Annotated in this window: 20 protein-coding genes; 16 read left to right on the forward strand and 4 right to left on the reverse strand. The window is 40.4% G+C overall.

Features of this window, described 5'->3' with window-relative positions:
• Positions 1-306: 306 nt before the first annotated feature.
• Positions 307-669 (forward strand): DUF805 domain-containing protein, encoded by a 363-nt coding sequence (locus JCM16456_RS16680; RefSeq protein WP_068716609.1) that lies wholly within the window; start codon positions 307-309, stop codon positions 667-669.
• Positions 670-727: 58 nt separating this feature from the next.
• Here the strand turns inward: JCM16456_RS16680 and JCM16456_RS16685 are convergent, their stop codons facing one another.
• Positions 728-1792 (reverse strand): phosphatase PAP2 family protein, encoded by a 1065-nt coding sequence (locus JCM16456_RS16685; protein WP_082712347.1) that lies wholly within the window; start codon positions 1790-1792, stop codon positions 728-730.
• Between the two features lie 103 nt (positions 1793-1895).
• Positions 1896-3107, reverse strand: coding sequence for an AbrB family transcriptional regulator (locus JCM16456_RS16690; protein ID WP_068716613.1), 1212 nt, complete (start codon positions 3105-3107; stop codon positions 1896-1898).
• A 444-nt stretch (positions 3108-3551) separates the two neighbouring features.
• Between JCM16456_RS16690 and JCM16456_RS16695 the strand changes: the two genes are divergently transcribed.
• Entirely contained in the window at positions 3552-3932 is a 381-nt protein-coding gene (locus JCM16456_RS16695; protein ID WP_068716615.1) for an NUDIX hydrolase, read from the forward strand.
• A gap of 120 nt (positions 3933-4052) precedes the next feature.
• Here JCM16456_RS16695 and JCM16456_RS16700 read toward each other — a convergent pair whose 3' ends face one another.
• On the reverse strand, positions 4053-5090 hold the full coding sequence (locus JCM16456_RS16700) for an alpha/beta hydrolase (RefSeq protein ID WP_197655234.1): 1038 nt from the start codon (positions 5088-5090) through the stop codon (positions 4053-4055).
• A gap of 257 nt (positions 5091-5347) precedes the next feature.
• A complete protein-coding gene (locus JCM16456_RS16705; protein WP_068716617.1) occupies positions 5348-6208 on the reverse strand; it encodes a GNAT family N-acetyltransferase in 861 nt (286 codons plus the stop codon).
• A 409-nt stretch (positions 6209-6617) separates the two neighbouring features.
• Here JCM16456_RS16705 and JCM16456_RS16710 point away from each other — a divergent pair, with 409 nt between their 5' ends.
• From JCM16456_RS16710 to tadF, 14 genes are all read left to right on the forward strand, one after another.
• A complete protein-coding gene (locus JCM16456_RS16710) occupies positions 6618-8102 on the forward strand; it encodes an aldehyde dehydrogenase family protein (RefSeq protein WP_068716619.1) in 1485 nt (494 codons plus the stop codon).
• Between the two features lie 840 nt (positions 8103-8942).
• Entirely contained in the window at positions 8943-9167 is a 225-nt protein-coding gene (locus tag JCM16456_RS16715; protein WP_068716621.1) for a Flp family type IVb pilin, read from the forward strand.
• 67 nt (positions 9168-9234) lie between these two features.
• Entirely contained in the window at positions 9235-9459 is a 225-nt protein-coding gene (locus JCM16456_RS16720; RefSeq protein WP_068716623.1) for a Flp family type IVb pilin, read from the forward strand.
• Positions 9460-9481: 22 nt separating this feature from the next.
• Complete coding sequence (locus JCM16456_RS24500) at positions 9482-9937, forward strand: prepilin peptidase (RefSeq protein WP_068716624.1); 456 nt, start codon at positions 9482-9484, stop codon at positions 9935-9937.
• Positions 9938-9965: 28 nt separating this feature from the next.
• Complete coding sequence (cpaB, locus tag JCM16456_RS16730) at positions 9966-10757, forward strand: Flp pilus assembly protein CpaB (RefSeq protein ID WP_068716626.1); 792 nt, start codon at positions 9966-9968, stop codon at positions 10755-10757.
• 16 nt (positions 10758-10773) lie between these two features.
• Positions 10774-12084 (forward strand): type II and III secretion system protein family protein, encoded by a 1311-nt coding sequence (locus JCM16456_RS16735; RefSeq protein ID WP_068716628.1) that lies wholly within the window; start codon positions 10774-10776, stop codon positions 12082-12084.
• Positions 12081-12572, forward strand: coding sequence for a hypothetical protein (locus JCM16456_RS16740; protein ID WP_068716630.1), 492 nt, complete (start codon positions 12081-12083; stop codon positions 12570-12572). The genes JCM16456_RS16735 and JCM16456_RS16740 overlap by 4 nt, the downstream gene beginning before the upstream one ends.
• 11 nt (positions 12573-12583) lie before the next feature.
• Positions 12584-13816, forward strand: a complete 1233-nt coding sequence (locus JCM16456_RS16745; RefSeq protein ID WP_068716632.1) for an AAA family ATPase — start codon at positions 12584-12586, stop codon at positions 13814-13816.
• Positions 13817-13820: 4 nt separating this feature from the next.
• Positions 13821-15110, forward strand: a complete 1290-nt coding sequence (locus tag JCM16456_RS16750; RefSeq protein ID WP_068716634.1) for a CpaF family protein — start codon at positions 13821-13823, stop codon at positions 15108-15110.
• Positions 15103-16035 (forward strand): type II secretion system F family protein, encoded by a 933-nt coding sequence (locus tag JCM16456_RS16755; protein ID WP_068716636.1) that lies wholly within the window; start codon positions 15103-15105, stop codon positions 16033-16035. The genes JCM16456_RS16750 and JCM16456_RS16755 overlap by 8 nt, the downstream gene beginning before the upstream one ends.
• An 8-nt stretch (positions 16036-16043) precedes the next feature.
• Positions 16044-16904 carry a type II secretion system F family protein gene (locus tag JCM16456_RS16760; RefSeq protein ID WP_068716638.1) on the forward strand — a complete coding sequence of 287 codons (861 nt, stop codon included), beginning with the start codon at positions 16044-16046 and terminating at the stop codon, positions 16902-16904.
• Positions 16904-17692, forward strand: a complete 789-nt coding sequence (locus tag JCM16456_RS16765; RefSeq protein WP_068716640.1) for a tetratricopeptide repeat protein — start codon at positions 16904-16906, stop codon at positions 17690-17692. The genes JCM16456_RS16760 and JCM16456_RS16765 overlap by 1 nt, the downstream gene beginning before the upstream one ends.
• Positions 17679-18203, forward strand: a complete 525-nt coding sequence (locus tag JCM16456_RS16770; protein ID WP_068716642.1) for a hypothetical protein — start codon at positions 17679-17681, stop codon at positions 18201-18203. The genes JCM16456_RS16765 and JCM16456_RS16770 overlap by 14 nt, the downstream gene beginning before the upstream one ends.
• Positions 18184-18744 carry a tight adherence pilus pseudopilin TadF gene (gene tadF, locus JCM16456_RS16775; RefSeq protein ID WP_068716644.1) on the forward strand — a complete coding sequence of 187 codons (561 nt, stop codon included), beginning with the start codon at positions 18184-18186 and terminating at the stop codon, positions 18742-18744. The genes JCM16456_RS16770 and tadF overlap by 20 nt, the downstream gene beginning before the upstream one ends.
• The last annotated feature ends 1 nt before the right edge of the window (position 18745 follow it).

The following is an 18745-nucleotide window of genomic DNA, read 5'->3' on the forward strand; positions in this document are numbered from 1 at the left end:
AATTATTGATGAATTTGTCGAATGAGAATGCGTTCGGTTAGACAGGTATTCCAAATTACGTAATGTTTAGAATTGAGTGATTGCTTTAATTCTTAAGATTGATAGGATGCGTTTCGTTCTCACGAGCAACCAAATACAGGGGGAATAACCCCACACATCAAAAGATAAAAGTTATTGATTTTATTCGGCTTAATAGAATCAATACCTGGCTGAATTTATCTTCTGGTGTGCAACTATGCCGTGAGTAAAAACAATGATATGCAACTAATGACGTCAGTAGATCTATCTATTAAGAGAGAAAATTAAATGAATTGGTATATTTTGGCTATAAAAAACGGCTTTAATTTTAATGGGCGAGCACGCCGCAAAGAATATTGGATGTTTGGCTTATTTCACGCCATCGTTATGGTCCTATTTTTTATGCTAATGATGATTACAAATGAAAATGCCATCATTGCGTTTTTATCTTTAGGCTACACTTTGGCAATGGTCTTGCCAAACTTTGCAGTAACGGTTAGACGCTTACATGATATTGATAAATCTGGCTGGTTCTCATTGATTATGTTTATTCCGTTTGTTGGTCCATTTATTCTGCTATATTTTATGGTGTTAGATAGCAAAGGCCATACTAATCAGTATGGTGCCTCACCTAAGTTGGAAAATAAATAATTTAGCGAATGAATAGAAAAGCATAGCTTCGGCTATGCTTTTTGCTATTTGGTCGCAATCAATTTAAGGATTGTGTTATTAAGGGCGAATAACCGAGTTGCCATCGTCCTACAGCTTTCCAAATTACAACGGTTAGTATAAATCCCAAGTAACCGTCACCCGCATAGTGCCAACCGAGATGGATTGAGCCGATAAAAATAATAAGAAGATAGAGCCAAGCAATAATTCCCCAATTTTTATTGATTTTACTTACCGACAGAGCGATAAGTGTTGTCGCTGAAACATGAACACTTGGCATGGCTGATATGCCTGCTCCAATCGCGAGCGTCTGACTGCTATACGAATCCCAAAGCATCTGCTGAGTATTTAGCGACCAAACATAGAAAAAATCGTTATGTTGCAGTAGATATTGGTTCTGTTGTTCAAGCAGTAACATTAAGTCTTTATATTGGCTCATGTCAGGAAATAGTCGTTGTGCATATACAGGTCCACCCGAGGATAAAAGTATCGCAAGTATGCCACCGTTGATAAACCAAACTAAGCATATGGATATGAGCATCTGTTCTCTTTGAACCGGATTTTTAAACTGGCAAGCTGAATATGAGAAAAAAATCCAAATGACAAAAAACCAAATATTATAAAAGAAATTTATGATTGCTGTTGCCCATTCTGAAGAGAATAGGAAATGGGTAATCTCCCATGGTGGTATTCCAAAATGAATCTTAAGATCGATTTGTGATAACAAAGGATCTAAGTAGTATGGGTTGATTTGAGATATCGCCGTTTTAAGGGATGTAAAACAGGATAAAACAAAAGAGAGAGAAATAAATATAAGCACAAGGTTAATGATTTCATGTTTATAGATACGTAATTGTATTATTTTCTCTTTGAATTTTCTGAAAGGGTTTGGCGTTAAATTAAAAGCCAAATAAAAGTAATAAAAGAGCAAGTATAGGAACGCTGTTGCCATTAGTGCATAGAGCATATATTTAGAATATATGCTGATGGTGAAGTACTGCATAACATCAAAGTAACTACAGATACCATAAGTAGTTAAACATAGTATCAAAGAGAGAATGTAGATATAGCGATCTCTTATGATAGGTTGAATATATTCTTTCATAGGCAACGTTTATTATTGATGAGAGTGTAATTATAACATAAAAATGAATAATTCAAGGTAACACCTAACATTGCCTCACACTGCTTTATTCCAACGAGATATCTTAATTTTGTTTGGTTGAGTTTTGTTTCAGTCGTTCAACGATCTGAGCTGCTTTGGTTGCGAGAATCGGACCAAAAATCAACATAAAAAATAGACGGCAGGTTTGCATGGCCATAACAAAAGAGACATTAACGTTATGCGATGTTGAGGCAATGATCGCGATCGAATCTGCGCCACCTGGACTCATCGCTAAATAGGCTGTTAGTGGGTCAATATCGAAGTAACGAACTAGCGCAAGTGATAGTAGTGAGCAAAAGCCGATCAATAGCAGGATGGAAATGCAGATGTTTGGCATGATTTTTATCGCATAGCGAGTGGCTTCACCTGTGAACCTAGCACCAATATTCCAACCAATAATCGCGTAACAGAAAAAGAGATAAGGGGTAGGCAATACAATAGTAAACAGACCAAGATAATTGACCGTAATGGCTAACACAATAGCGATGATCAATGGACCGGATGGGAGTTTAAGGTACTTGCTTACTATGACACTGACACTAATGAGTATGAGTGTATTGATAAAGTCTGGCCATACAATAGGTTCATAAAGATGGATGTGATGTTCTGTTGGTAAGCCGCTGACAGGCATAAAAAAGTGGGTTACCAACGCCGCGGCTAGGGAAACCATAATGACGCGTAAATATTGCATTAAAGCAACCAGCCTTACATCCGCTCCGTGGTCTTGGGCCATGAGTGTCATAACGGTCGCAGCGCCAGGACTGCTCCCCCAAATGGCAACTGTGCCCGGCACCACTCGACGGTAGGCGAGTATTCCACTCAGTACGGTACTGGCAATTAACACCGAAAATACCCCGCCAAAGAACAGCATCAAGTGCTGGCTAATGTTACTTAACGCTTCTATTGGTAGCGCCAAAGAAATCATAACGCCGATCGTACTTTGACAATAGCGAATAAGAGGTCTGGCTGGTTGCATTACCCGGTTTTTTTGGGCAAATAAAATGGCCGCAAACATAGGCCCAAGTAGGAATGCCGCCGGAAAAGAAAAATATTGCATTCCCACAGAGATAACAAATGAGAGTACAGCGAGCTCTAACCAATAACGCTCTTTTTTTCGATCAAAATAGTGAGTTGATAGTAAAGACATAAAGCTCTCTGCTGCGATACTGCTCGTTGTATAAGTAATGACGGCGGTATGGTGAATGATACGTTTTGAATGAACGCTATGATAAACAAGGTGACGACAAGAGACCATAGCCGGAATCAAATTAACGTTCGTATAAGAGCTAACATGTTATCAAAGAGATCTGTTGGGTAGATAAATTTCACGTTGATGAAGCGATGAACTCTAATTGTCTATGGGGCATTTGTTAGCGGATACAACAAAAAAATGTGAGGTGGGTCTGGTTGGTTGTCGCATATGGTGAGAATTTGTTAGGTAAATTCTACAAAGATTCTCATTGGGTGGGATTCTATATCAAATTTATTGCGTAATAAGCTTGGTGATTGAAAAGGTTCGTGCTATTAAAATAGTAACCAATATAACTAATGGACCTCAACATGCAGAGCTCGCTGTTTGAACGATGGGGTCTGACCAAACTCAATAACGGAAGAAATGGACATTCCTTCGCACTGTTATTGAATAACGTATTCGAGAGTTTTTAACGTGAATGTATTTTGGCAAGGAGCAGACGATACAATGAAAAACTTATCGATGGCAGTTGTCATAAAAGGCAGCACGGTCTTAGTTCAACAACGTTATCGTGTTGCTAAAGGAATGGTTTACGAGTTTCCCGGTGGCTGTGTAGAAGATGATGAATCTGGTGAATTTGCTGCAATTCGTGAACTATGGGAAGAAACCGGTGTGTCTGGTGTGCGTAAATTGGGAGAATATACGTGCAAAAACCAGTTCGGTGGGGATAGCTATTACGTGGTGATGGAACCTGCGGCAGAGATCTTCCCTACGGCTAATGCACCAGAAAAAAGTTTACACTGGGTGCCAATTAGCGATATTCCTCGTGATAACTTATACCCTGCAGATAAAGAATTTGTTGAGCAGTATTTGCCTGACTATATGTAATTAGATCAATGCTGGAATAAAGAAAGGGAGCAAGAAGCTCCCTTTTGTGTTTCTATACGCAAATGACCTTCTCGCTGAAACCGCATCTTGAGGTTACTTGAGTATATCTGTTAGCCACTTTTAAAGAGAGGCGGAATCTGCCGGATGAGAATCGTCGGGTTTGTTGTGATCTTCAACCAATGTTTTTATGAACCAATTTACCACTAGCTGTATTACTGAATCTTGATACCAGCTTAAGTCACCATGTTCAGCACCTTCGATCAGGTAATAATCGGCCGGTACACCATCTTCTTGTAATGTCTGGTAAAGTTGAGAGCTTTGTACTGGAGAGACGAGAGTGTCTTGGCTTCCGTGCATGATTAAAAATGGCGGCAAACCGGGGCGGATATGTCCCATTGGTGAGGCGTATAGGGCTTTGGCTTTATCACTATTAATAGTGCCCCCTAAATGATCGGAAAACGCAACGCCATTGACAAGCAGTGCTTCAGTGACATTATCTTGTAAATGGGTTCGATAATGTTTCCCTTCATAACCCTCACCAATATTGAGTAGATTTGAAATACCATAAAGAGTGGCAGCGGCTTGCACATCAGAAGTGTGTTCGCTAAACCAGCCTTGATCAAACTCCGTTATTTGATTGGTTGTTCCGAGCATTGCGGAAAGCCATCCCCCGGCTGAATTACCCAGCACACCAACTCGAGTGACATCAATACCAAACTCTTTGGCGTTAGCTCGCAAAAAGCGTACAGCCGTTTTGCCATCAATGACTGGGGCTGGAAACACATCAGGCACTACTCGATATTCAGCAGATGCAACGACGAAACCGGCTTGCGCTAATGCCAATCGTAATTCCAACAGTTTTCCCCGTTCGGAAGTGGTAAAACCACCGCCTGGGAAAAATAGAATAGCGGGTTTGGGTTGGTCAGTTCTTGGAATAAGAAGTGACATTCTTAATAATGTGTTATCGGTTAGCTTTTTTACCTGTGAGTAAACGACATCGCTAATGGAGTCAATTTGAACTCGCTCTGGCTTAGCCATTTGTAGGACTTGTACACCATCGATGTATCCTGGAAGGCTCTGTGTTTCAAAATTAGGCATATCATCCACTGGGTATCCTTGGTTATTAGTGGATTGGAAATGCATTTTTTTATAAGACATATTGGCCACCTGAGGTCATGAATGTTTGAGCTACGTGAAAACGGATAACCACAGTATAGAGTGAATGGTTAGTAGATTATTCGCACACGTTGGCATTTTTTGCATATGAAATGAGTTTGGTTCGAGAGTGTGGATTTAGCAAACCAATAGCGGGAAATAGTTTTGTTAATGAAAGGGTTGGAGAGGGGGGTCGAGCATCATTATTACTGAGCCAAAGTAGGCTCAGTAATATCTTACAATGCTTTCGTCAGTCACCTTTAGCCAATTGCTTGTGTAACAAAGCTATAGGAAAATGGCGCTGTTGTGCTGATCGGTGGTTGCCCTATCGCCATTAAGGAAACATCATCAACTTGTTCTAACCCCCAATCAAGAAGTGTTGACTCAAGATTATACTGGGTTGGTGTGTCTATACGGACGAATTTACCAAGGTATTGTGCTAAAAGTGACTCAATTAATAATATGGCATCAGTTTGATTTTGTGCCACGACTGGCCCAATAGCAAAGCCTCGGCCAAATGGGCGAATACAAGCAAACCCAGTGACTTTGTCCTCAGGATCTAACACCATGATCTGCTGGGCGATATCAAAAATGGCTTCGCCTACTTTATTTCTGGTCATACCTTCTGTCTGATTCATTAGCTCAAGTAACGCATTTTTGTCATTTGCTAATGCTGGACGCAGGCCAGTAAAAGGTTTTATGAGTTTATTTGGCGAATGTATGACATTACCTTGGAATTGTTTTGCTCGGCCATATTCTTGAAACCCCAGTTTTTCGTAAAGAGGTTTTCCGGCAGTCGTTGCACTAAGAAAGAGATTTCTGTCTCCTGCTTTATCCATGATGCTATTCATCAATTGGCGTCCTAGCCCTAATCCTTGATACTTGTCGGCAATGATAATCAGGCCGATGCTAGCGAAGTTACCCTGTAGCACGCTACATGCGGTGCCAATCAATTGCCCTTCATGTTCAAAAACGATAGTTTCGGATAGTTGGAGCATGGTTGCCCAATCTTCACGGCGATGGGGCCAACATAATGCTTGTGTTAAGGCATAGGCGTTATCCAAATCGGCTTCAGTCATTTCTCTTTGGGTATAAGCCAATGTATTAACAGTATTACTCATGCTTTATATCCTTGTTTCATCTTTGCGGAATCTGTCTATACCCAAATATTCTCAAGATGCTGTTTCAGCGAGAATGTCACTGCTCTGAGTTCTGCATATTGAGGTCATTTGGGCATATATGCACGTTATTCTATTCTGGGGATAAGATGCAAGCTCTCATCGGTATTTCGGTAAATAATGCCGAATTGATAGCGCCTTTGATGAGAGATGCTGTGTAAGCCTAATAGCTCGGCAGCACCTGCTGAGATAATTTATTTACTATGGATATACCCAAATGAAGAACGATTCTCTCAAGGTATTTGAGGGATGCACTGATGCCTTTTGTGTTCTATCACGATGTTGTAGTCGCATAAGGTATGTCACAACAAAGCATAGGGATATCAAGATCTCGTGTTAATGAGGAATGTTCATGGAAGACCAATACATAACAAATACCCCAATCCCAAATGGTCATTTTTATCACGGTGAATGCCACCTATCTAAAAAGGATGAGTGCGTAAAGGTGGTTTGTCCCTCTACGGGGGAGGTGTACGCTCAAATGCCTATTGCCAGTAAGGAGATGGTGGATAACATTGTTCTAGCATCTTATAACGCTCAAAGAGACTCAGATTGGGCGACTAGAGCTCCAAGAGAAAGAGCGAAAGTATTGTATCGTTGGGCCACCCTTATCGAGCAGAATCAAGCCTATTTGGCTCGCCTTGAGGCGATTGGTTCGAGCCGCCCTATGCATGAAGTTTTGGCGTGGGATATTCCTTACATTATTGATACCGCGAGATTTTTTGCTGAACTTGCTGATAAGCACGGTGGTTACATTGGGGCGACTCAATCTGATCGGCTGGGGATGGTTATTCGCGAACCTTACGGGGTTGTTGGTGCGATTACACCATGGAACTTTCCTTTGAGTATGGCAATGTGGAAAGCTGCTCCCGCTCTGTCTGCCGGTAATGCAATTGTGATTAAACCGTCGGAGCTAACCCCATTTTCAACAGTATATTTAGCTAAGTTGGCCTTTGATGCTGGTTTACCCAAAGATATCTTTAACGTTGTTTTAGGTTCCGGAAGAGAAACGGGTGCTGCGCTATGTGAACATCCGCAGGTTGGTAAAGTGACATTTACTGGCTCCACTCAAACAGGTGCTTCGATCATGTCTGCTTGTGCAATGACCGGCCCGAAACCCGTGACATTAGAATTGGGCGGGAAAAGTCCTCAAATTGTTTTTGCTGACACAAAAGATTTGGAGCGTACGGCGCATTGTGTAGCAAAAGCAATCACTGGAAATGCAGGTCAGGTCTGTGTGTCGGGGTCGCGCTTAATTATTGATAAAAGCATTGAAGCTTCTTTTATTGAATGTCTTAAACGGTATTTCAAGCAACTCTCCCCTGGTGTGACTTGGGAAAGCGAAACAACTTTGTCACCGATTATTTCAAGGCAGCAAGCGACTAGGATTCAATCGATAGTGGATCAAAGCATAAAAGAGGGGGCTGATTGTTTATGTGGCGGGGAAATTATCAATGGATTGGGGGGCGCTTATTTTGCCCCGACGCTACTTAAGATACATGACGAGAAAAATATCGCTTTAGAACAAGAAATTTTTGGACCTGTACTGACAATACAAACTTTCGACACAGAACATGAGGCTTGGAGCTTGGCTCAGCACGATGTGTATGGATTAGCGGCTGGTATCCACAGTGCCAATTTGGACCGTGTGATGCGCGGTATAAGGAAATTGGAAGTTGGGTCTGTGTGGATAAATCGATATGGCCGTAGCTTTGATCACATTATGCCTACAGGAGGGTATAAGCGCTCCGGAATTGGAAAAGATATTGGCATTGAAGCTTTTGAAGCAAACTTAAGGAGTAAATCGGTCCTTCTTGAGTTTGATGAGGCGTACTAGGCTTTTATCTTTACTTCTCTTTAATGGCATTTGAGTTTGTCTGCTGTGCTCTTTCCTGTGCCCAATTACGTAGAAAGGAAAATTAATTCCTTCCGTAATTGAGCACAGTTAAGCCCGTTGATGAGCTCTGAGTGCTGAATTTTGCATCTTGAAGTTAGGTGATTTTATAAAGATCAAAATAGCATTAACACTTAAGTGTTATATTTTCACCATTTAAATCACTAAGTTACATTGGGGATTTTTCTTGTGAGACAATATGTCGCATAATAAAATATTCCTAGTGCAAATTGTTTAATATTGAAAATAGAAAACAGGCTAATACTTTAGAGGGTGAAATAAATAACGATAAAAGTGTGATCTTATACCACCTAACCAATAGCTATATAACTAAGTATTGACTAACTAACTTTTATAACTATAATTTATCCCCTTAAAAATCCAATGTGGTATATTTTGTCCCATGTAATACTAAAGGACTAAAATATTACCTAATATAATCAATCATTTACATATAATGGCTAAATGTCACACTTTAATGTAAAAAAATGAATGCCATTCAATAAATGATACATTTGTCACTCTCCTGTTTTTTTGTCTCAAAAAAAAGTACTCATTAAAAACGTGTTTGGTTAAATTAGCACCGTCGAAGAGACAAAGCGGGTAACAAAATAAAGCTTACTCAATTAAACAGGTTTTGATTGAATTTAAAGTTGCGTTATAAAGCTAAGATGGCTTTGTAATAGAGCATTAAAAATGAATTTTACTCTACTGAAGAATCGAATGAATCTTTATTAGAGAGCTCAAAAAATAAAGTTCAATCGTCAGTTGAAGGTAAAAATTATGTTGAATGCACTATCTACAAAATTTTATTTAAATGTGGTTTCATTCTTTAAAGATCAACGTGGTGTTACTGCGATTGAATATGCAATTATCGGTGTGGCTATGTCGGCGATTGTACTATCAGTATTTAATTCTGGTTTATCAACTGCACTAAATGGCGCTATGTCTTCTATTGATGCAAATATTAGCAGTGCTGGTTCATCGTCTGGTGCTTCAGGCAGCTAATTAAACTTTACATTAAAGATTTTAAACAGTTAACGAATTTTAAATTAATATTTATAGGTAATTGATCATGTTGAATACTCTATCTACGAAACTATACGTTAAAGTGTCTACTTTTCTTAAAGACCAACGCGGTGTTACAGCAATTGAATACGCTATTATTGGCGTCGCAATGTCAGCCATCGTTCTTGCAGTGTTTAATTCCGGTCTATCAGATTCATTAAACAGCGCTATGTCTTCTATCGATGCTAACATCAGCAGCGCTGGCTCAACGTCAGGTGCATCAGGTAGCTAATTAGTCTAAAGACTCAGTTGTTATGCAACTAGTGTTTACTCAACAAGGACTATGCCTGGCGGTACTAGTCCTTGTTTTTTTTAAAATCATCGTAAGTGATATTCGCTATCGGCTTATAAAAAACTGCGACGTAATCATAGTATTGATACTAGTATTACTATTACGTCGAAATGACATGGAGACGGCGATTGTAATGCAAGCAGTCTATGTACTTATAGGCGGCTTTATTATCGTTAGTCTAGGTATATGTGGCGCCGGAGATATAAAACTCTTTGCTGTCATAGCCTTAGGGATTGACCCTGCTTGGTTTATGCTTACGCTCAACTTAATGCTGTGGTTGGGTGGGGCTTTAGCTGTAGTGATGTGGCTTAGGAATAGGTTAAGGCATCCGGACCGTAGAAAGTTAGTCACGATTCCTTACGCAATTCCTATCGTTGTCAGCTCTAGTGTAGGCATAGGTTTGAGTATGCTTACCTAGACGATGTATCTATCGGTTAGGTAATGACATGAATATTAAGCTAATGATCGCCATCGCCGTTATCGCAATAGGGGTGGGGGTCTATGGGATTAATCATAAGAAAATCATTCCACCAGAAGCTCCTCCTAAAGTAGTAAAAAAGGAGAGGCTGGTTTCTGTATTGATTGCGAAAAGCGACATTATTCGTGGTGAGTTGTTAACAAGGGATAACACTAAATTTGAAAAATGGCCAGAAGCTGAAGCGGACAGAAAAGGCGTCCAAGAGGATATGGTTATTGATTTCAAGCAAGCTCCAATTGCGACAACAGATTTTGTCAAGGGAGAGCTGATTGTTAAAAGGCAGTTTATCACTGAAAATGATATCAATTATATCGATTTCATCATTAAACCTAATAAAGTTCCGTTTCCTATTGAAGTTGAAGCAGATTCCATCGTGGGTGGAGTGGTTTTAACTTATGGCTACGTTGATATTTTAGCGTTGGCATCAAACTCCCAAAATTTAGCTAACGATAGCTCTATTAAAAATTTTAAAGATGTTTCTTTAACACCTGTTTTAACCAATATCCGAGTGCTGAAAATAACTCATGACAATAAAGTGATTAAAGATAAAGACTCTGCACGGGTTAAAACTACTTTAATTTTAGAACTGAGTACCAAGCAGGTAGCGACGTTAAGTATTGCAAGACGTATTTCTAAACTAGAAGTCCATAAATCCATAAAAAATGCCAGCTATGAAGAATTATCTGCGAATGCGGGTGATGTATTGGAATCGTATCATGCGATTAAAGAATTTCGCGCTAGCAGCATTTCAGTGAAATAGGCAGTAAGGGCCAATTATGTATCGAGCTTTTTATAACCTAATAATATTATTAATATTTTCATCATTATCACTGTCTTCGTATGCTGCTCCAATTTTGAACTTAAATAAAGATGAAGCGAAAACGATTCAGCTAGATGTGGACATGAGTTCCGTTTTCATCTCTAACCCTAATATTGCTGACTACTCAACGATTGGTAAAAAAACGCTAGTAGTTTACGGAAAGTCTGTCGGATCTGCTTCTCTGATTATTTTCGATAGTGATGGCAAAACCGTTTATTCACGCACAGTTACCGTTAACACCAATCTGTTGAGTTTAAAACAGTATGTGAGTGCACGGTTTCCTGATTTGAGCATCGAGATCTCTCATATCGGAGATCATATTGTGCTTGAAGGATTGGTTGCAACTGAACAGCAAAAAATGGATGTAGAAGCCTTAGTCGGTGAAATATTGGGGAAATCCTTTAATGAATTAACCGTAACGCTTGAAGGAAGAGGAAAGCCCTTTCATAAAGAAAAAACCTATCAAGGTATCTTAAACAACTTAAAAGTAGCTGTGACCAAACAAGTCAATGTGAAGCTTACGGTGGCGGAAGTATCCCAATCATTTGTCGAAAATTTGGGTGTACGACTTTTTTCTGATGGGGAGGGGTTCGGCACGATTACCAACTCCATTGTTGGATTCAGTGCCTCTGATATCGTGGCGATCATCAATGCGGTCCAGGATAACTCGGTTGGTCAAGTTCTCGCTGAACCGAATATTTCGGTTATTTCTGGTGAAAGCGCAAGTTTTCTGGTTGGAGGCGAGTTGCCAGTTGTGACGGTCATTGATGGCAGTACTAGTGTTACTTATAAAGAATATGGCATTAAGCTCGATCTTGCTGCAAACGTGCTAAAAGATGACAAAATTAAGTTGGCTATTGTGCCTGAAGTTAGCTCTCTGGATAGCCAATACCGCAACGAAACTTATGATTTACCAGCGTTGAAAACACGTAAAGCATCAACCGTTGTGGAATTGGGTGATGGTCAAAGCTTTGTCTTAGCTGGATTGCTCAATAACGAAGAAGTTGAATCCTTCTCAAAGATCCCGTTTATTGCTGATGTTCCCATTTTGGGCGCACTTTTCCGTTATTCACAAACTGAACGTAAGAAAACTGAATTGGTGATTGTGGCAACCGTTAGTCTGGTTAAGCCAATTGAAAGTCGTGACGTTCGTTTACCTGTTTTCCGCCAAACAACCACTTTAGAGCGTCTTTTTGACTTTTCACAAGAAGGTGAAGATCAACAGGAGACTCAGGAATGGCTTGAAGAAGGAGGATTTATCCAATGAATTTAAGCAAATACCTTCTTATTGGCTTTTTAATGTCACTATTAGCTGGCTGTGAAGTCGTTCATCCAAATAGGGGAGTGCAGATTGAGCTTTACCCTGTGACTAATCAGTTAACGTTAAACATTTCCAATGTAAAAGAAGCCAAGAGTTCAGTACATAACTTTCTCAAACAGCACCAAAAAGATCTGTTTACCGCGACTTTTAATATTACTTATAAGACGGCACATGCTCGCAAGTTGGCGTTGAGAACTCGCTCAGATTTGATAAAGCGCGGCGTAGACCCATCAGCCGTGATTGTTCTGAAAGAATCTAACCAGGAAATGCAATTTGTTTTACAAATGGTCACGGTGTTGATGAAGAATTCGCCTTGCCCAGATATTTCGTATCGTTCATATAACTCAAATAAGAATAAGTATGGATGCACAGTTGAAACTAACAGATGGAAGTCAATGGTGCACCCTGAACGTGCTGCTGGACTGGTGAAATAGGAGTAACGGCAATGTTTGAGCTTACGAGTATTCTCAAGTCAGGTAAAAACCAAGACAATCATAACGATCAAATTAAAACGGTTTTGTTCTATCAAACAAAGCAATGCAAGAGTTTGTTTGAAGAATCATTTCGTTTTGAAGGCATAACAGTGCCTATCGCTATCGAAAACAAAGACGACAATATTATTGAGCACGTCAAAAACAAATCAGCAGAAATTATCATCATTGAGCTAAACAAGTCGAAAAACTTAGTGGCCGATGCTGAGCGTATTTCTCATTTGATTCCGACCGAATCCGCTGTGGTTATCGTTGGCGGCGAAGATGCCATGTCCACCATGCGAGGTTTGAAAAAGCTGGGCTTTTATTACCTATTTTGGCCAGCAACCAAATCGGAACTGGTGGAATTTGTTAATAGTATTTATGACGAAAGAGAACGTCCTTTTAGTGTGAGTAAGGGACGCAAAGCGAAGCGTATTTCTATTGTTGGTGCAAAAGGTGGGGTGGGAACAACCATGGTCACTGCTGAGTTATCCTGTTTATTGGCAGAAACTCGTCACTCTTCCTCTATTATTGTTGACCATAACTACAACAGCGGAAACCTAGATATCATGCTTGGTATCAATAAGTTTGAAAAGAAGAAGGTTCAAAAAGGAGCCTTATCTGACAATCTTGATGTATCAAGTTCGCGCAGCTTATTGGTGAAGAAGAGCAATTTACTTTCCATATTAAGTATCTCTGCTGAAGAATTTAGCTACGGTGAAATGGTTGATTATCGTCGTTCCATTATCAACGTCATGCGCTCTGAGTGTAACTTCATAGTTGAAGATATTTCGGCGTCCACTGGGCAAGTATTCGACTTCAATAACGATTGGATGGAAAGCGATTGTATTGTTGTTATTACCAACGCAACGGTTTCGTCATTGCGCGATGCCGGTCGATTAAATTCGATCATTGAGGCAATGCCAACCACAGAGCGCCCTCGAGTCTTTATCGTGGTTAACCATACCATGCCGGAAAAATACGCCAGTGTTTCATCTGATGAAATTGAAAAGTTTCTCAAGAGGAAGGTAGATTTGGTCATCCCTTATATCAAGGACTTTTCCGATGTCATTTTGGATGGTAAGCGCTTGGCGGCAAGACGCCATCGTTCTGCAATGGTCCTTAACCAACTCTCATCTTTGGTGCTGGGTGAGGATATCAATGCGAAAAAATCGTTCTTCAAAAAAATAGTTTCGAAGGGTTAATGTCATGAGTGTGGCAAAGAATCTTTATGTCAAATTACGTCGTCAGATCTTTGATGCTTTAGATCCATCAGCGATTGCCGATATTGCACGTTCACAACTCGAAGAAGAGCTTGAGAGCGCAATCAACTTATTGATCGATAAAGAGAGTGCTGCGGTTTCTAACTCGCTACGGAGAGAGTTTGTCAATGCGTTGGCAGATGAGCTGGTTGGCCTTGGTCCTTTGCAAAGACTCATGGATGATGACACGATTTCCGATATCATGATTAACGGGCCTGAAGCGATCTTTATTGAACGCAATGGTTTGGTTGAAAAATCGAGTGTTACTTTTATCGATGAACCCCAATTGGTTGGTATTGCAAAACGTATTGCGAGCCGTGTTGGACGACGTGTCGATGAATCTAGCCCCTTATGTGATGCACGTCTTCTAGACGGTAGCCGTGTCAATATTGTTATTCCTCCAATCGCTATCGATGGCACGTCGATTTCCATTCGTAAGTTTAAAAAGCACAGCATCGATTTCGCAAAATTGTGCCAATTTGGTGCTATGAGTCCAGAGATGGCGCAACTCCTTATGGTTGCGGCTCGCTGTCGACTGAACATTCTTATCTCAGGTGGTACAGGTTCAGGTAAAACCACCATGCTCAATGCACTTTCTCAATTCATTTCTGAGAATGAACGTATTGTGACTATTGAAGATGCTGCGGAATTGAAACTGCAACAGCCCCATGTCGTTCGTTTAGAAACGCGTGCAGCAGGGATAGAGAATACAGGTCAGATTAGCCAGCGAGAACTGGTAATCAACTCGCTACGTATGCGTCCTGACCGTATTATTGTCGGTGAGTGTCGTGGTGCAGAAGCGTTTGAAATGCTTCAGGCGATGAATACGGGTCACGATGGCTCTATGTCCACATTGCACGCAAACACGCCTCGTGATGCGATGGCTCGTGTTGAATCAATGGTAATGATGGCAAATAACAACCTTCCACTAGAGGCGATAAGACGCACCATTGTTAGTGCGGTTGATTTGGTCATTCAGATCTCTCGTTTGCATGATGGTAGCCGTAAAGTTATGTCGATAACTGAAGTTGTTGGCCTTGAAGGTTCGAGCGTGGTTCTGGAGGAAATTTATCGTTTCCAACCTACCTATGAAAAAACGGCGGATGGGAAAGTCACAGGCCAATTTGTTACGGCTGGTTTGATGCAACGGTCTGTTTTGGTTGAAAAAGCCAAATTCTTTGGCTTAGAAGAGAAGCTCATGAGCTCCTTTAAAAATACGGGAGGACGTAATGAGTAGCGACCTCTATTTTTTATTGCTTGGTGTGGTGATCATCATTGTTGCCTTGATCATTAACTACCGTACAAAAAAACGCCGTATGACCTATTTGCGTGACTTCGACAGTAGCTTCGGCTCTACAACCGTTGTTAGTCAACACCAGGCCGTAGACATTCAGTCTCTTCTAGATCGAGGTTTTAAAGAAAGAGCGCTGCAAAATTGGCATAACTTTAAAAGTCAGCTAGGTAATATGCCTGAAGTGAAGCTGGTTTTAATTACCATAGTTCTACTCGCTATCTCAATATTGTTTAACCGTAACTTTTTGCGTGAGTCGCAGTTCCTTGTTACCCCTATCATATTGATTCTAGGTTACTTCTTTTTGTATCGCTGGTTGCAAAACCGAGAGAAGCAAAACTTTGAGTCTCAATTTCCTGATGCTTTGAATATGATGACCAGTGCCGTGTCGTCAGGGGACAGTATCATGCATGCAATTATGTATGTTGGTAATCAGCTAGAAGGCGATGTGGGAAATGAATTTCGAATCATGGGGCAGCGCCTACAGTTAGGTGAGGATCCTGATGACGTGTTCCGCAAATCTTGCCATCGTTACCCTTATCCGTCTTTTTATTTTTTTGTGATTACGCTGCGCGCTAATATTTCGCGAGGCGGACAGCTAAAAGACATTATTCAGCGTTTAAACCGAACGATGTTTAATGCAAGGGCGATGGACAAGAAAAAGTTTGCGCTTACTTCTGAGGCTCGGTCTTCTGCAAAAATAGTGGCGGCAATACCCTTCTTCTTTCTCTTTATGTTGCAATTTTTAAGCCCTGAGAACTACGAATACGTGATGTTTAATGAAGATGGAAAAGTCATTCTCTATTACGTGTTAGCAAGTGAGTTTATCGGCATATCCATTGTTTGGGGTCTAATGCGAGGCGTTAGTTAGGAGACATTATGGATATTATTGCACTTGCATCGATTGGTCTAATTGTTCTTGGTTTGGTTGCTCTCTTCGTTTCTGCTTTAAAAGCAAAGAGAGCAAAGCGATTAGAGAAGCTTAATTTTTCTGAGAAAGAAAAAACATCGATCAACTTTTATGGTTTAAGTGAATTTTTAAATAAAGTCTTTTCTACTAATCAAAAAGATGTAGATGACAAATTTATTGCCGCGGGATTTTACGAGTTAAAGTTTTCTAAGTACTTTATTTTGCTCAAATACACAGCGGTTATTGGCGGTATTTTAGCAGTCGGGATTTTAGGTACAGTTTGGCGTTTACAGCCGAGTACATTTATAGCGGTGGAAGCGCTTTGGATCATGATTAGCCTAATGGGGCCAGATTATTATTTGACCTTTAAAGCTAATTCAGTCCGTAAGGATATTTCTAATAAATTGCCTTATATGCTTGATTTAATGGGTGTATGTGTTCAAACCGGAATGACAATTGAGGCTGCAATAAGCTATTTATCACATGAGTTTAAGGCGTTTGATAAAGATCTTAGTTACATACTCAATCTTGTAAATGAACGTTCTAAAGTGGTGGGGATTGAACAGGCTTTAAATGAGCTTTATAAGCGGTTTCCTTCGAATGAAATACGCAGTTTTGTGATGACTCTAAATCAAAGTATTCAGTATGGTTCTTCGATTTATCCAGTATTAATAACGTTGGCGACTGACATTCGAGAAGTTCAGTTGCTGCATGTCGAAGAAAAGATTGGCCAACTGTCGGCGAAAATGTCGATCCCTTTGATTCTCTTTATCATGATTCCAATTGTTGTGCTCATTGCAGCACCAGGCGTAATGAGGATGTTAAGTTAATGAACAGAATTATCGCGTTAGCAGTGCTGCTAATCAGTGTAACAGGCTGTGTTTCTACGTCGAATAATCGTAGTGGTGGAATAGATTTTAAAACCCAAGAGAAAGTACTGTTAAGTGGTAAAAATTACCAGAAGCTTATTTCTCTATATAAGTCCAAACTGTTAGCAAAAGAGGACTTTACCACTCGTCTTAAATTAATTCAAGCTTATGTTGATACCGCAGATTTTAGTTCGGCAATTTTCTATTTGGAGCCATTGTTAAATACAAAGAAAGAATCCTTTGAGGTGAACTATCTAGCCGGTAAGTCCTACTTAAATTTAGGTGAACTAGACCGAGCAAACCAATATTTAACCAAAGCCAATCATTTGAATCCACGGGATGCGGATGTGCTGAACTTACTCGGAATTAACGACTGTTACCTAGGCGAATTCTACCAAGCTAAGCAGCGGTTTTTACAGGCCCGTGTGTTTATGGATGATGATATCACGGTGAAAAATAATTTGGCTCTTGTGGCTATCTTGCAGCAACACTATTTCACGGCCAAAGATTTGTTAGAGCCGATGTATTTTTCCAATGCGAAAGGTAGCCACAGAATTAAGGCTAACTTAGCAATTGTGTATGCCAAACTTGGTGATATGAGCGGATTCTCTCGCTTAACATCTGGCATGCCTAACGATCAGAGAAAAAAATTATTTAGCAATTTACGCATGCTAAAGCTTGCTGATGTTAAAAAAGCGGTACTCGGAACCCCTAAGAAAGGGCGGGAGGCTGTGAGTGAAAATCACTAAGTCTCGCGTCTACAAAGCGTATCAGAAAGGAACAGCCACGATTGAATTCGCTATGGGCTTTATTTTTTTCTGGCTTATGTGTGCCTTTTGGGTCGAGATTGCTTTCCTATCTTATGTCTCCGGGCTGGGGGATATGGCCATTGCGCAAGCCTCTCTACACAGTAAAAGATTGGCGAGCACGACGGAGTTTCTCGGTGACTTTGAAAAAATGTTAGCTCAAGAAGACAGCGTATGGGCTTCGGTGATTGATCCTAGTCAGTTCCGCTTCAGTGTTCGTTATTTAACAAGTTTTAACGAGTTATCAGCCCTAACCGAGAAATGTGTTCCAGATGAAGAGAGTGATGACATTAGCATTGAATGTGGTGATGCCGTTGGATCGTCTATCGCTATTTATCGCGTCGACTACAGAGCACCACATATTTTTAGCTACTTCTTTGATACAGAATCGATGTTTACTCGCGAAGCTATCGTAATACAGGAATATCAACGTGATGAATTCTCCATTGATTAAACAACGCGGTAACTTCACGGTTGAGTTTTCGATCGTAGGCGTATTTCTCTCACTGCTGATTGTCTTCACTGGCGATTTGATTATGAAACTTAGCATGAAAGGCAAGTTAGAGCGTCTTTCCTACTCGATCGCGAGTGTTATCAAAGAGCGTACCCAGTTGTTTGAAGAAGAAGAATATTCTGTAGACGATGATGAAGCGAGAGAAGCCTATCAAATCGTGGTTAATTCATTAACTCGTTCAATGGGGCATTTTGATCCAGAGTTGTTTGGATTTGATTTAAAGGTAAGGCAAAGAAGTTACTACGGTTTAGGTAATCAAATGATAGAAGTGTCTAATTGGAATAGTGCGTCAGCTTTAGGTATTGGGTTGCCCTGTCCTGGCGTAACGCCAGAAGTTGATTTACTTTTCCAAACATCGTGGGGGCGTTCAGCCACTTTGTATCAAGTGACACTTTGCTACCAGAGTTCCAACTGGTTTGGTGAGTTATTTGGCAAAGATTACTCTTTAGTTGCAGCGAATGCGTTTACATTAGCGCGGTAAA

It is taken from the genome of Vibrio tritonius, assembly GCF_001547935.1.
Taxonomy (GTDB): domain Bacteria; phylum Pseudomonadota; class Gammaproteobacteria; order Enterobacterales; family Vibrionaceae; genus Vibrio; species Vibrio tritonius.